Source organism: Serratia sp. GW822-FHT06D09 (assembly GCF_058799515.1).
The window spans coordinates 740923-755023 of sequence record NZ_JBXALO010000001.1; the positions used below are offsets into that span (position 1 = coordinate 740923).

Below are 14101 nucleotides of genomic sequence, written 5' to 3' on the forward strand. Positions count from 1 at the left end.
AGTATACCATCGCTGTAGGGTTTCGGGCGCAGCTGGCTACGCCCGGAGGGGTCAAATCTTCAGTTTTACGTAGTCCATCAATCGTGAGAACGCGCCGCCTTGCTGGACCGGTTGCAATGCCACCAGCGGCAAGGTTTTGAGCAGCTTGCCGTTATCGCTGATACGGATTTCGCCAATCGTCTGCCCTTGGGTCAACGGGGCATCCAGGCGCGGAACGCTGACCACATACTGCGCCTTCAGTTTGTCGGCTTCACTTTTCGGCAGGCTGAGATATTCCTCTTTTGCACTGCCCACCGCGACCTCATGACGGTCGCCATACCACACTTTTTCCTGCCCCAGATTTTGCCCGGCGCTGAACAGATGCACGGTGGTGAAATCACGCAGGCCCCAGGTCAGCAATTTGCGCGCCTGCTCTTCACGCCCTTTCGAACTTTTACCGCCCATCACCACCGCAATCAGCCGCCGGTCTCCTTCGGTAGCAGAGGCAATAATGTTAAAGCCGGCCGAGGCGGTATGGCCGGTTTTCAACCCGTCGACGTGCAGGTTTTTATCCCACAGCAGCCCATTGCGATTTTGCTGGGTGATGCCGTTCCAGGTCAGCGATTTCTCGCTGTACATGTGATACTCCGCCGGTTCGCTCATGATGATAGCGCGTGAAATCACCGCCAAATCGCCCGCCGTAGTGAATTGCCCCGGCGCATCCAGCCCATGCACGGTTTCGAAATGGGTATTCTGCAGGCCAAGCTGGGCACTCTTTTCATTCATCAACTTAACGAATGCCGCCTGGCTACCTGCCACATAATCCGCCATCGCGACACAGGCATCGTTGCCCGAATCAATGATGATACCGCGGCTGAGATCGCGAACCGTGACCCTGTCACCTGGCTTTAAGAACATCAATGATGATCCCTTAAACACCGGGTTGCCCTGAGCCCAGGCGTCATTGCCCACCGTCACCACGTCATCCAGACCAATTTTGTGCTGATCGAGCGCGTGATCAATCACCAATCCGGTCATCAGCTTCGTCAGGCTGGCTGGGTTGCGGCGCTGATCTGCGTTTGCCTGCGCCAACACCTGTCCAGTGGTGTAATCCATCAATACGTAAGAGGCGGCGTCTATCGCCGGCGGTGTGTTTTGCGCAATACTGGAGGGAACATCTGCTGCCTGTACCGCCAGCGGCACTAACATGCCGGCGATCATCACCCATACTGAACGCTTCAATCATTGTTCCTCAGGCCCTTAGGGCTAAATAAAATGCCAATATAATCCGTGATATAGACTGCATTAATTATCGGGAAAGCGGAATCGTTACTCTTTTTCAGCAGGTGTCATAATGCAACGATTTGTTTGCCCGGTACCGCTACGCGATAAATCTGCTCTATGCCGCCATTGTCCCATTCGATTAGACGCTCACACCGCCCCAACCTAAACTTGTGACATAAACACTGAAAGCGCTTAAAAAAGCGTTCACTTATTAGCTACATCACCTGCGAAGAACAATATGAAATTTAAACCGTCAATAAAGCCGTATACCGGCGCGGCGGGCGGCTGGGGTTCACTCGAAGCCACTACCCGCTATGTGCTCGACAGTAAACAGACGCTGCAAAACCTGCGTAACCTGATGCGCGTGAACAAGGCTCGCGGCTTCGACTGCCCAGGTTGTGCCTGGGGCGACGACAACCACAGCACCTTCAGTTTCTGCGAAAACGGCGCCAAAGCTGTCAGTTGGGAAGCAACGCGTAACGCGGTCGAGCCGGAGTTTTTCGCGGCTCACAGCGTCAGCACCCTGCTGCAGCAAAGTGATTATTTCCTGGAATACCAGGGTCGTCTCACCCACCCCATGCGCTATAACGCCGAAACCGACCACTACCAGCCGATCAGTTGGCCGGACGCGCTGGCGTTGATCGCCCAGCACATTAACCAGATGGATAACCCGAACCAGATCGAGTTGTATACTTCGGGCCGCGCCAGCAATGAAGCTTCTTATCTGTATCAATTGTTTGGTCGTATGCTCGGCACCAGCAATTTCCCTGACTGCTCCAATATGTGCCACGAAGCCAGCGGCGTGGGCCTGAAACAAAGTATCGGCGTAGGGAAAGGCACCATTCGCATGGACGACTTTGAAAAAGCCGATGCCATCTTCGTGTTTGGCCAGAATCCTGGCACCAACCACCCGCGCATGCTGCATAGCCTGAAAAATGCCGCCAACCGCGGTGCGCGCATCGTCAGTTTTAACACCCTGCGCGAACGTGGCCTCGAGCGTTTTGCCGATCCGCAAAGCCCGATTCAAATGCTGACGCCCAAGTCGTCGCCGATCAGTTCATCCTATTACCAACCCAACCTCGGCGGGGATATGGCGGCCGTGCGCGGCATGGTGAAAGCGCTGCTGGAAAGTCATCGTGAGCGCCTGGCGGCCGGTGAACCCGGCCTGTTCGATCAGGCATTCATCAGTCAACACAGCGTCGGCATCGAGGCGTATCTGGCGCAGGTCGATGCTACGACCTGGCAACAAATCACCCAGCAGTCCGGCCTCAGCGAGGAACAATTGCGTCAGGCGGCGGCGATTTATCAGGGTGCCGAACGCGTGATCTGCACCTGGGCGATGGGCGTCACCCAGCATAAGCATTCTGTGCCAACGGTACGTGAGATCACCAACCTGCAGCTGCTGTTCGGTCAGTTGGGTAAACCGGGTGCCGGCCTGTGTCCGGTACGCGGCCACAGCAACGTGCAAGGCAACCGCACCATGGGCATTGATGAGAAGTCACCCAAGGCACTGCTCGACAGCCTGGAGCAGCACTTTAACTTCTCGCCGCGACGCGAACCGGGCCATAACACCGTAGAGGCCATTGAGGCGATGCTGCGCGGTGAGGTTAAGGTCTTGCTGGCGTTGGGCGGCAATCTGGCCGCGGCTGCGCCGGACACCGAACGCACTGCCCGCGCCCTGCGCTGTTGTGATCTGACGGTGCATATCAGCACCAAGCTCAACCGCAGTCATCTGGTCACCGGCAAAGACGCGCTGATCCTGCCGACCCTGGGCCGTACCGAACAGGATATGCAGGCCAGCGGCCCACAGTACATTACGGTGGAAGACTCTTTCAGCATGGTGCACGCGTCGGAAGGCGTCGGTAAACCACTGGCGGAGACCCAGCGTTCTGAAACCGCCATCGTGTGCGGCATCGCCGATGCGGTGTTGGGCAACCAGCAGCTCGACTGGCTGGAGCTGGCAGACGATTATTCGTTGATCCGCGACCATATCGCCGCCACCATTCCCGGTTTCGAAGATTTCAACCGGCGCTGCGACCAGCCCGGTGGTTTCTACCTGGGTAACGCCGCCGCAGAACTGCGCTTTGACACCCCAAGCGGCAAGGCCGAATTTAGCGCTGCGCCTCTGCCAACCAGCCTGTTCCCGCAGTTGGATGGCCGACAGGCGCCCTTCACGCTGCAAACACTGCGTTCGCACGATCAGTACAACACCACTATCTACGGACTGGATGACCGTTACCGCGGCGTCTACGGCCAACGAGAAGTGCTGTTTATACACCCTGAAGATCTGGCGGCGTTGGATATGCAAGACGGTGAGCTGGTAGAGATTGAAACGCTGTGGAATGACGGCATTACACGTAAGGTCAGTGGCTTCAAACTGGTAAGCTACGATATCCCACGCGGTAATCTGGCGGCTTACTATCCAGAGACTAACCCGTTGGTTCCGCTTGCCAGCTTTGGTGACGGCACCGGCACGCCAACGTCGAAGTCGATACCGGTGGAGATCCGCCGTTGTGTGGCGCAACCGACGCTGCGTATTGCCTGAATGGATGCGCCCGGTTCACGCCGGGTGCATTAACAGATCGAGCGCCGTCTGCAACTCGTCAGAGAGCTGATGGCGGCGCCACACGAAGTACAAATTGCTGACCCCTTCCGCCCCCATTTCCACCACTTTTAACGCCTGCTCAGGCAGGATCATCGGCAGCAAAGACCCCGGAACACAGGCGACGCCACAACCCGCTTTTACGCAGGCTGCCATCGCCGTGTACGACTCCATCTCCAGCGTCATCCGCGGCTTTAGCTGGCGTGAGGCCAACCAGCGATCGATTTTCAGGCGGAAAGAGCACTCGCGGCTGAAGGTATAAAACTCTAACTGTGCCAGGGTTGCGGCGTCCAGCTGCGGCACCGAGGCCGGCATCAACAGCACCAGGCGCTCATCAAACGCCGCGCGACTGGCCAGCAGCGGGTGCTCTATCGGCCCGTCGGTCAACGCCAGATCGATCTCGCTGTCAATCAGCATTCGCTCCAGCACCAGCGAATCTCGACTCAGCACGTTGACCTGCATGTGGGGCTGGCTGCGGCGCAAGTGAGCGATGCGTGACGGCAGGTGACTGATCAGAGAAAAATCCAGCGCCCCCAGATTCAGCAGGCCCTGCGGTTGCCGACCGGCGAACAATTGTTGGCTGCGGTCTGCCAGCGTCAGGATGTCGACGGCCTGTTGATAGAACTGTCGGCCTTTCGGCGTGACATAGAGCCGGTTTTTATCGCGAAAAAACAACTCGCCGCCAAGTGAGTCCTCTAACTCTTTGATGCGCAAAGTGACGTTGGAGGGGACACAGTGCAATTCCCGCGCGGCGGCGGCAATGGTTTTATATTTCACCACGGCGCAGAAAAATCTAAGCTGACTCAGCTTCATGATTCATTCACTTTTAGTTAGTGTTTTGGTTAGAAACAATCACTTTAGATTAGCATTTATTTGCCCTAGAGTCGTATCGACAACCTTAGAGGGATCCCTATGCCACTGAATGATTTACTGAACCTGCCGGGCGTAACCGCGCAGCCCGAAACCGTCACCGACGGCTACGTGTTCAATCACACCATGATCCGCGTGAAGGACTTAACCCAAGCGCTGGACTTTTATACCCGCGTGCTGGGCTTTACCCCGGTGTATCTGGAAACCTTCAATGAAGCCGCGTTTACCATTTGCTACCTGACTCGCAGCCCGCGCGACCAGATCCCACAGGATGACGATGCCCGTAAACGCTGGGTCCTGAGTCAACCGGGTATTTTGGAGCTCACCCATAACCACGGCACCGAGCAGCAGGCCGATTTTCATTACCACAACGGCAACAGTGAGCCGCGTGGCTTTGGCCACCTCTGTGTGACGGTGCCTGACGTGCACGCTGCCTGCGAGCGTTTTGAGCGCCTTGGCGTGAACTTCCAGAAACGTCTGCATGAAGGTCGCATGAATTACGTGGCCTTTATCAAGGATCCCGACGACTACTGGATTGAAATCCTGCAGCCTACGCCGCTACAGAACTGATTTCCTCCCCGTTTCCCCCCGGCGTTTCGAGCCGGGGTTTTCTTCCCGCCTTTTGAACGCCCAATATTCCATAAAATCGCGCCCCAACGCGGGAAAACCGTGACGTTTGGCTTGCCCGCAGCGGGTGATTCGCGTAAAACTGTCAGCCGCAAATCTTGCCACTCACAACCCATTCACTGGACGATATGTTTCAAGATAACCCGCTGCTGGCGCAGCTTAAACAGCAACTTCACTCTCAGACCCCGCGCGTTGAAGGCGTAGTAAAAGGGACTGAGAAAGGCTTTGGCTTTCTTGAGGTCGACGGTCAAAAAAGCTATTTCATTCCGCCACCGTACATGAAGAAAGTCATGCACGGGGACCGAGTGACCGCAACCCTGCATACCGAGAAAGAACGTGAAATCGCCGAGCCGGAAACCCTGATCGAGCCCTTCCTGTCGCGCTTTGTCGGCCGTGTGCAAAAGCGTGATGACCGTCTGTCCATCGTACCCGATCATCCGTTGCTGAAAGACGCGATCCCTTGCCGTCCGGTGCGTGAACTGAAACATAACTTCCAGGCCGGTGACTGGGCGGTAGCGGAAATGTGCCGCCACCCGCTGAAAGGCGATCGCGGCTTCAACGCCGACCTGACCCAATTTATTACCGACGGCGAAGATCACCTGGCGCCGTGGTGGGTCACGCTGGCCCGTCACAGCCTGGAAAAAGAAGCGCCGGAGATGATCGCTATCGATGAGCCGGATGCTTCCGTGCCGCGTGAAGATCTGACCGCTCTGAATTTTGTCACCATCGACAGCGCCAGCACCGAAGATATGGACGATGCGCTGTTTGTGCAGGACAACGGCGACGGCTCGCTGCAATTGACCATCGCCATTGCCGATCCGACCGCCTACGTCGCGCAAGGCAGCGCGCTGGATGAAATCGCCCGCAAGCGCGCCTTTACCAACTACCTGCCAGGTTTCAACATCCCTATGTTGCCGCGCGATCTGTCAGACAACCTGTGTTCACTGCGTCCGAACCAACGCCGTCCGGTGCTGGCTTGCCGCGTGACCATCGGTGCAGACGGCGCATTGGGTGACGATATTCGCTTCTTCGGCGCCGAGATCGAATCAAAAGCCAAACTGGTTTATGACGAAGTTTCCGACTGGCTGGAAGGCATTGCCGGCTGGCAGCCGCCGAGCGATGAAATCGCACAGCAAATCACCCTGCTCAAGCGCGTGTGCGATGCACGTAACGCCTGGCGCCACCAGCATGCTCTGGTATTCAAAGATCGCCCAGACTACCGCTTTGTGCTGGGTGAAAAAGGCGAAGTGCTGGAGATCATCACCGAACAGCGCCGCACCGCCAACCGCATCGTTGAAGAGTGCATGATTGCTTCCAACGTCTGCGCCGCCATTGTGCTGCGCGACCGTCTGGGCTTTGGCATTTACAACGTGCACACCGGTTTCGATCCACTGCTGGTTGAGCAAGCCGTAACCGTACTGCAAGCCAACGGCGTTGAAGCCGAAGCCGAGCAGCTGCTGACGCTGGAAGGTTTCTGCGAACTGCGTCGTCACCTGGATTCGCAACCGACCCAGTTCCTCGACAGCCGTATTCGCCGTTCTCAGACGTATGCCGAAATCAGCACTACGCCGGGGCCGCACTTCGGTCTGGGCCTGGAGGCTTATGCCACCTGGACCTCTCCGATCCGTAAATACGGTGATATGGTCAACCACCGCTTGCTGAAAGCCGTTATCACCGGGCAGTCCGCAGAGAAACCGCTGGACGAAGTGACAATCCAACTGGCCGAACGTCGTCGTCTGAACCGGATGGCGGAACGTGACGTTGGCGATTGGCTCTACGCGCGCTACCTCAAGGATAAAGCAGGCACCGATGAACGCTTCAACGCGGAAATCATCGACGTAACCCGCGGCGGCCTGCGCGTTCGTCTGCTGGACAATGGCGCAGTGGCCTTTATCCCGGCGCCCTTCATTCACGCGGTACGTGATGAAATGGTATGCAGTCAGGATACCGGCACGGTGCAGATCAAAGGCGAAGTCGTTTATCGTCAGGGGGATACCCTGCAGGTCACCATCGCCGAAGTGCGTATGGAAACCCGCAGCGTGATCGCCAGACCGGCGGCTTAACCCGCAACATAAACGTTATGCCAGACAAACACCGGACGGGTCTCCCTCCGGTGTTTTTTTATTCCCAGTAACATCCTCATCACCTTGTTTTTACGCTATTACTCAACCGGCTTCACATTTCTCATCCGACCTGCTTCTCTTCGCCTGCAAAACTCCTACTTTTAATTTGTAGCCATTCTCCCTAAGAACACTTCTTTCTTTTTTCTGCACACCAAGGAGTTGTTGAACATGAAAAACGTCAAGTCCGGGATCATCTGGCTGGTGGTGGCGTTGGTCGGTGCATTCGCCTTCGCCATGCTGGCGCTAAGCCGCGGTGAACACGTCAATGCGGTTTGGCTGGTGGTAGCGGCGGTCGCCTGTTACAGCATCGCTTATCGCTTCTACAGTCTGTTTATCGCCAAAAAAGTCTTTGAGCTCGACGACCGCCGCATGACCCCGGCCGAACGTCGCAACGACGGGTTGGACTATGTCCCCACCAACAAGTGGGTGTTGTTTGGCCACCACTTTGCCGCCATCGCCGGGGCCGGGCCGCTGGTTGGCCCTATTCTGGCAGCGCAAATGGGCTTTCTGCCCGGCACTATCTGGATCCTGGTCGGGGTAATGCTGGCCGGCGCCGTGCAGGACTTCCTGATCCTGTTCATATCTACCCGTCGTGACGGTCGTTCGCTGGGTGAAATGGCCAAGCAGGAACTGGGGGCCTTCGCCGGTGTGATCACCATGCTGGGCGCGCTGGGGGTGATGATTATTATTCTGTCCGCGCTGGCGCTGGTGGTGGTTAAAGCCCTGGCCGACAGCCCCTGGGGCTTGTTCACCATCGCTGCAACCATCCCAATCGCCCTGTTTATGGGCGTGTATATGCGTTTTATCCGGCCGGGTAAAATCGCTGAAATCTCGGTGATCGGTTTTGCGCTGATGCTGCTGGCGATCATCTACGGCGGCAACGTGGCGCAAGACCCCTACTGGGGGCCCTTCTTCACGCTGCACGGCACCACGCTGACCTGGGTGTTGGTGGTTTACGGCTTTGTCGCTTCGGTGTTGCCGGTGTGGCTGCTGTTGGCACCGCGTGACTATTTGTCCACCTTTATGAAGATTGGCGTCATTATCGGGTTGGCTGTAGGTATCGTCTTCGCCATGCCGGAAATGAAAATGCCGGCGGTATCGCGCTTTATCGACGGCAGCGGCCCGGTGTTCGCCGGCTCGCTGTTCCCGTTCCTGTTTATCACTATCGCCTGTGGTTCGATTTCCGGTTTCCATGCGCTGGTTTCCAGCGGTACCACGCCGAAACTGGTGGAGCGCGAGAGCCATATTCGCTTTATCGGTTATGGCGCCATGCTGATGGAGTCCTTCGTGGCTATCATGGCGTTGATTTGCGCGTCGGTGATCGACCCAGGCGTTTACTTCGCCATGAACTCGCCGGCGGCGCTGATCGGCACCACGGTGGAAAATGCCTCTCAGGTGATTAACAGCTGGGGCTTTATGATCACCCCGGAAACCCTGACGATGATTGCCAAAGACGTCGGGGAACATTCCATCCTGTCGCGCGCCGGCGGCGCCCCGACCTTCGCCGTGGGCATGGCACACATCATTACCGAGGTGTTTAACAGCCGCGCAATGATGGCCTTCTGGTACCACTTCGCCATTCTGTTCGAGGCGCTGTTTATTCTGACCGCCGTCGATGCCGGGACCCGTGCCTGTCGCTTTATGGTGCAGGATCTGGTCGGTGTAGCGATCCCAAGGTTAGCTAACAACCGTTCTTGGTTGGGTAATCTGGCGGGAACCACCGTGGCCGTCGCCGGCTGGGGCTTCTTTGTCTATCAGGGGGTGGTCGATCCGCTCGGCGGCATCAATACGCTGTGGCCGCTGTTCGGTATCGGCAACCAGATGCTGGCCTCGATGGCCTTGATCCTCGGTACCGTGGTGCTGTTCAAAATGAAAAAACAGCGCTATGCCTGGGTGACCATTTTGCCGACCGTCTGGTTGTTTATTACCTCAATGACCGCCGGCTGGCAGAAAATATTCCACGAGAAACCGAGCATCGGCTTCCTGGCGCAGGCGAAGAAATTCTCTGCCGGTATTGAACAAGGCACGCTGATCGCACCGGCCAAGACGCTGAAGGATATGGAGACCATCGTTTTCAGTAACCAGATTAACGCCGCACTGTGCGCTTTCTTTATGCTGGTGGCGGTAACCATGCTGGTCTCCGCCTTCTTTGTGATCCGTCGCGCGCTGAATGCCAGCCAGCCCACGGCGCAGGAGTCGCCGATCGTCCTGCGTGAAAATGTATAAATTCAGTTGGTTATAATCAGGGCGCTGCGGCGCCCTCAGACTGCTGACAAACCAGCGAAAAGGCTAAACCGGTAGGGGTCGAACATGTTCGACCCGATTTAACCCATTGATTATGCTATTGGGCGCAGCATGCAGCGCCCCTACCATTAAACAACAGAGCACTTTGTCAACGGCTTCCCTTTTCTTTGCTTATGCGGTTCTCAGTTCAGCAGATTAGTGCCGAACGCCCCCTGCCAATCTTGCTCGAATTTCTCTACCGCGGCCTGAACCGCCGGTGCCGCGAGGAACTGCTCAGCCACGTCGACCGGCAGAGTGATGGCCTGACAACCCGCCAGCAAGCATTCCAGCGCCTGACGCGGCGTTTTGAAACTGGCCGCCAGCACCCGGGCTCCCGGCGCGTGCAGCGTCAGCAATTGCTGCAGCTCGTGAACCATTTCAATGCCGTCACCGCCCTGCGCGTCCAGGCGATTCACGTAAGGGGCCACATACTCAGCTCCCGCCAGCGCCGCCAGCAGTCCCTGACCCGCACCATAAACCGCCGTCCCCAGCGTAGGAATCGACATCGACTTCAGTTTTTTAATCGCTGCCAGGCCTTCTGCGGTCGCCGGTACCTTAACCACCAGCCCAGGCACTCGCTGATGAAGCAACGCCGCTTCCGCCACCATGCGCTCGGCGTCGTTAGCCATCACCTGAGCAAAGAGTTTGCCGGTGCCCCCCAGCGCATCGCGCAGCGCCGGTAACACTTCCCAAATCGGTTTTCCCTCTTTGGCAACAATGCTCGGATTGGTTGTCACACCGTGCAGAGGCAGGATGCGCGCCAGTCGTTTTACTGCGTTCACATCGGCGGTATCGAGATAAAGCTCCATTACGGACTCCTGAATCTTTTGTGGACGAATTCAAACTCTCATCATAGTAGGAACATGCAACGCATTTATATTTGATCGAAATCAAATCAACTTTCATTCGAAACAACTTTAATGACAAAAGAAAAGCAACCGAATGACAGGTGACTCGTGATCTTCAATCTGCAGCGCTATTCCACCCATGATGGTCCAGGCATCCGCAGCGTAGTGTTCCTGAAGGGCTGCTCGTTGGGCTGTCTCTGGTGTCAGAATCCGGAAAGCCGCTCGCGAAAAGCGGATTTGCTGTTCGATCCGCGTTTATGCCTCAGCGGCTGTACCCTGTGCGCCGAAGGCCATCCTCAGGCGATTCAACGAATAGACGACAACCTGCTGATCCAGCGCGAGTTACTCAGCCACGAAGAGTATGCCGCATTAGCCGCCCGTTGCCCAACCGACGCACTCAGCCTGTGCGGCAGCGCAGTAAATATCGACGATATCATGACCGAGGTGCTGCGCGATCGGCCTTTTTATCTGCGCACCGGTGGCGGCCTGACACTCTCCGGCGGTGAACCCTTCATGCAGCCTGCCATGGCGGCAGAACTGCTGAAGCGCGGCCGTGAGGCCGGCATTCATACCGCGGTGGAATCTTGCCTGCATACGCCCTGGTCGCACATAGCACCTTCGCTGCCTTGGCTCGATCTGATGCTGGCGGATTTGAAACACGTCGATGAAAAACGTTTCAAGCAGTGGACCGGCGGCTCCGCCAAACGGGTAATGGAAAACTTCCGCCGCCTGGCCGCGCACGGTACCCGAACGACCGTGCGCGTCCCGCTGATCCCCGACTTTAACGCCGATCGCCGCTCAATTCGCGCGATTGTCGATTTCGCCGCCGATGAGGCCGGCGTTACAGAGATTCATTTCTTGCCGTACCACACGTTGGGTATCAACAAATATAACCTGCTCGGCGAGCCTTATCACGCGGCCCGCACCCCACTAGATGCCCCTGAACTGCTGGCCTATGCCGAACAGTACGCCGAGGCCAAAGGGCTGACTGCCATTTTGCGAGGATAACACCATGACTAAGCTGGATCTGACCACCCTGTCCGAACGCACCCAGGCTCACAAGAACGCGCTGATCCATATCGTCAAACCGCCGGTTTGCACCGAACGCGCCCAGCACTACACCGAAGCCTATCAGCAGCATCAGGACAAACCCTTGCCGGTTCGTCGGGCATTGGCATTGGCTAACCATTTGGCTAAGCGAACTTTGCGAATCGATAACGACGAGTTGATTATCGGCAACCAGGCCAGCGAATTACGCGCTGCGCCGATTTTCCCCGAATATACCGTCAGTTGGATCGAAGACGAGATTGACCAACTGGCCGACCGTCCGGGCGCCGGTTTCTCAGTCAGCGAAGAGAACAAGGCCATTTTGCATCGGCTATGCCCGTGGTGGCGCGGCCAGACGGTGCAAGATCGCTGCTACGGCATGTTTACCGACGAACAAAAGGCCCTGCTGGCCACCGGTATCATCAAGGCTGAAGGCAATATGACCTCAGGGGATGCCCATCTCGCGGTGAATTTCCCACTACTGTTGGAAAAAGGCCTCGACGGGCTGCGCGAGAAGGTCGATGAACGTCGCAGTCGTATCCGGCTTACCGACTGGGAAGAGTTGCATCAGGAGCAATTCCTGAAGGCAATCGATCTGACCCTGGAAGCGCTGAGCGCGCATATCTTGCGCTTTGCCCAGTTGGCGCGCGACATGGCGCAGACGGAAAACCGTTTGTGGCGGCGTGAAGAGCTGCTGGCCATAGCGGAAAACTGTGAGCTGATTGCCCATCGGCCACCGCAGACCTTCTGGCAGGCCCTGCAACTGTGCTACTTCATTCAACTGACGCTACAGATTGAATCCAACGGCCATTCGGTGTCCTTTGGCCGCCTCGACCAATATCTCTACCCCTGGTACCGTCGTGACGTAGAGTTGGAACAGACGTTGTCACGCGAGCGTGCGATTGAAATGCTGCACAGTTGTTGGTTGAAGCTGTTGGAGATCAACAAGATCCGTTCCGGCTCACATTCCAAGGCCTCGGCAGGCAGCCCGCTGTATCAGAACGTCACTATTGGCGGACAGCAACTGATCAACGGCAAACCTTGCGATGCGGTTAACCCCTTGTCCTATGCCATTCTGGAGTCCTGCGGGCGCTTACGCTCCACCCAGCCTAATCTCAGCGTGCGTTACCATGCAGGAATGAGTAACGACTTCCTCGACGCCTGCGTGCAGGTGATCCGCTGTGGGTTCGGCATGCCGGCCTTCAACAACGATGAAATCGTTATCCCTGAGTTTATCAAACTGGGCGTGGAGCCGCAGGATGCCTATGACTACGCGGCGATCGGCTGTATCGAAACCGCCGTGGGCGGGAAATGGGGTTACCGCTGCACCGGCATGAGCTTTATCAACTTCGCTCGTGTCATGCTGGCGGCACTGGAACAAGGGCGCGATGCGACCTCCGGCAAAGTTTTCCTGCCACAAGCAGGGGCGCTCTCGAAGGAAAACTTCGCCGACTTTGAGCAGGTGCTGGGTGCCTGGGACAACCAGATCCGCTATTACACGCGCAAGTCGATCGAAATTGAGTGCGTGGTCGATACCGTATTAGAAGAGAACGCTCACGATATCCTCTGCTCAGCGCTGGTGGATGACTGCATCGAACGCGGCAAAAGTATCAAGCAAGGTGGCGCAAAATACGATTGGGTTTCTGGTCTGCAGGTCGGCATAGCCAACCTGGGCAACAGCCTGGCGGCGGTGCGCAAGCTGGTCTTCGAACAAGGGGTTATTGGCCAACGGCAATTGGCGGCAGCGCTGGAAAATGACTTCGACGGATTGAGCGGCGAACAGTTACGCCAGCGTCTGCTCAACGCCGCTCCAAAATACGGTAACGACGAGGATGAGGTCGATCAACTGCTGGTGCGTGCTTATCAGACTTATATCGACGAACTGAAGCAGTACCACAACACCCGCTTTGGTCGTGGCCCGATAGGCGGCACCTACTACGCTGGAACGTCGTCGATTTCAGCTAACGTGCCCTTTGGCGCGGCTACCCTGGCCACGCCAGACGGCCGTAAAGCGCATACGCCGTTGGCGGAAGGTGCCAGCCCGGCCTCCGGTACCGATCATCTGGGACCGACCGCCGTGTTCAATTCGCTGTCCAAACTGCCCACCGCGTCGATCCTCGGCGGCGTGTTGCTGAATCAGAAACTGAACCCGGCGACGTTGGAGGATCCGCGGGATCGAGAAAAACTGATGTTGATGCTGCGCACCTTCTTTGAGGACTACCAGGGTTGGCATGTGCAATACAACATCGTGTCGCGGGAAACGCTGCTGAAAGCGAAGCAACATCCTGACCAATATCGTGATTTAGTGGTCCGCGTTGCTGGATATTCCGCTTTCTTTACCGCATTATCCCCTGACGCGCAGGATGATATTATTGCGCGAACAGAACATACTATTTAAACAATAAATATTAGCGGCCGCACATTGGTGGCCGCACATC

9 protein-coding genes are annotated in these 14101 nt (G+C 56.8%); 6 read left to right on the top strand and 3 right to left on the bottom strand.

Features of this window, described 5'->3' with window-relative positions; genetic code table 11:
* Positions 1–51: 51 nt before the first annotated feature.
* Positions 52–1221: a serine-type D-Ala-D-Ala carboxypeptidase DacD gene (gene dacD, locus AC1RKG_RS03380; RefSeq protein ID WP_041414592.1), complete on the bottom strand. Its 1170-nt coding sequence runs from the start codon at positions 1219–1221 to the stop codon at positions 52–54.
* Positions 1222–1501: 280 nt separating this feature from the next.
* On the opposite strand from dacD, the gene AC1RKG_RS03385 reads away from it, so the two are divergent.
* Entirely contained in the window at positions 1502–3808 is a 2307-nt protein-coding gene (locus tag AC1RKG_RS03385) for an FdhF/YdeP family oxidoreductase (protein WP_130016728.1), read from the top strand.
* 15 nt (positions 3809–3823) lie between these two features.
* Here AC1RKG_RS03385 and AC1RKG_RS03390 read toward each other — a convergent pair whose 3' ends face one another.
* The gene (locus tag AC1RKG_RS03390) at positions 3824–4678 is read right to left on the bottom strand and encodes a LysR family transcriptional regulator (RefSeq protein WP_493182029.1); all 855 of its coding nucleotides are present in this window, start codon (positions 4676–4678) and stop codon (positions 3824–3826) included.
* A 99-nt stretch (positions 4679–4777) separates the two neighbouring features.
* Here AC1RKG_RS03390 and gloA point away from each other — a divergent pair, with 99 nt between their 5' ends.
* The 3 genes from gloA (at position 4778) to AC1RKG_RS03405 (ending at position 9711) form a co-directional block, all read left to right on the top strand.
* Positions 4778–5305 carry a lactoylglutathione lyase gene (gene gloA / locus AC1RKG_RS03395; RefSeq protein WP_020827114.1) on the top strand — a complete coding sequence of 176 codons (528 nt, stop codon included), beginning with the start codon at positions 4778–4780 and terminating at the stop codon, positions 5303–5305.
* A gap of 185 nt (positions 5306–5490) precedes the next feature.
* Complete coding sequence (locus AC1RKG_RS03400) at positions 5491–7425, top strand: exoribonuclease II (RefSeq protein WP_493182031.1); 1935 nt, start codon at positions 5491–5493, stop codon at positions 7423–7425.
* A gap of 228 nt (positions 7426–7653) precedes the next feature.
* On the top strand, positions 7654–9711 hold the full coding sequence (locus AC1RKG_RS03405) for a carbon starvation CstA family protein (RefSeq protein ID WP_493182033.1): 2058 nt from the start codon (positions 7654–7656) through the stop codon (positions 9709–9711).
* A 200-nt stretch (positions 9712–9911) separates the two neighbouring features.
* On the opposite strand, the gene fsa is transcribed toward AC1RKG_RS03405, so the two are convergent.
* Complete coding sequence (gene fsa, locus AC1RKG_RS03410) at positions 9912–10577, bottom strand: fructose-6-phosphate aldolase (protein WP_020827117.1); 666 nt, start codon at positions 10575–10577, stop codon at positions 9912–9914.
* Between the two features lie 147 nt (positions 10578–10724).
* Here fsa and AC1RKG_RS03415 point away from each other — a divergent pair, with 147 nt between their 5' ends.
* A complete protein-coding gene (locus AC1RKG_RS03415; protein ID WP_142815121.1) occupies positions 10725–11624 on the top strand; it encodes a glycyl-radical enzyme activating protein in 900 nt (299 codons plus the stop codon).
* 4 nt (positions 11625–11628) lie between these two features.
* The gene (locus tag AC1RKG_RS03420; protein ID WP_410528755.1) at positions 11629–14061 is read left to right on the top strand and encodes a formate C-acetyltransferase/glycerol dehydratase family glycyl radical enzyme; all 2433 of its coding nucleotides are present in this window, start codon (positions 11629–11631) and stop codon (positions 14059–14061) included.
* Positions 14062–14101 lie beyond the last annotated feature (40 nt).

Excerpts from the sequence above, each read along its gene's own strand:
- AC1RKG_RS03420 (WP_410528755.1), top strand. The coding sequence starts at position 11,629 with ATGACTAAGCTGGATCTGACCACCCTGTCCGAACGCACCCAGGCTCAC.
- AC1RKG_RS03390 (WP_493182029.1), bottom strand. The coding sequence starts at position 4,678 with ATGAAGCTGAGTCAGCTTAGATTTTTCTGCGCCGTGGTGAAATATAAA.
- AC1RKG_RS03405 (WP_493182033.1), top strand. The coding sequence starts at position 7,654 with ATGAAAAACGTCAAGTCCGGGATCATCTGGCTGGTGGTGGCGTTGGTC.
- gloA (WP_020827114.1), top strand. The coding sequence starts at position 4,778 with ATGCCACTGAATGATTTACTGAACCTGCCGGGCGTAACCGCGCAGCCC.
- AC1RKG_RS03385 (WP_130016728.1), top strand. The coding sequence starts at position 1,502 with ATGAAATTTAAACCGTCAATAAAGCCGTATACCGGCGCGGCGGGCGGC.
- fsa (WP_020827117.1), bottom strand. The coding sequence starts at position 10,577 with ATGGAGCTTTATCTCGATACCGCCGATGTGAACGCAGTAAAACGACTG.
- AC1RKG_RS03400 (WP_493182031.1), top strand. The coding sequence starts at position 5,491 with ATGTTTCAAGATAACCCGCTGCTGGCGCAGCTTAAACAGCAACTTCAC.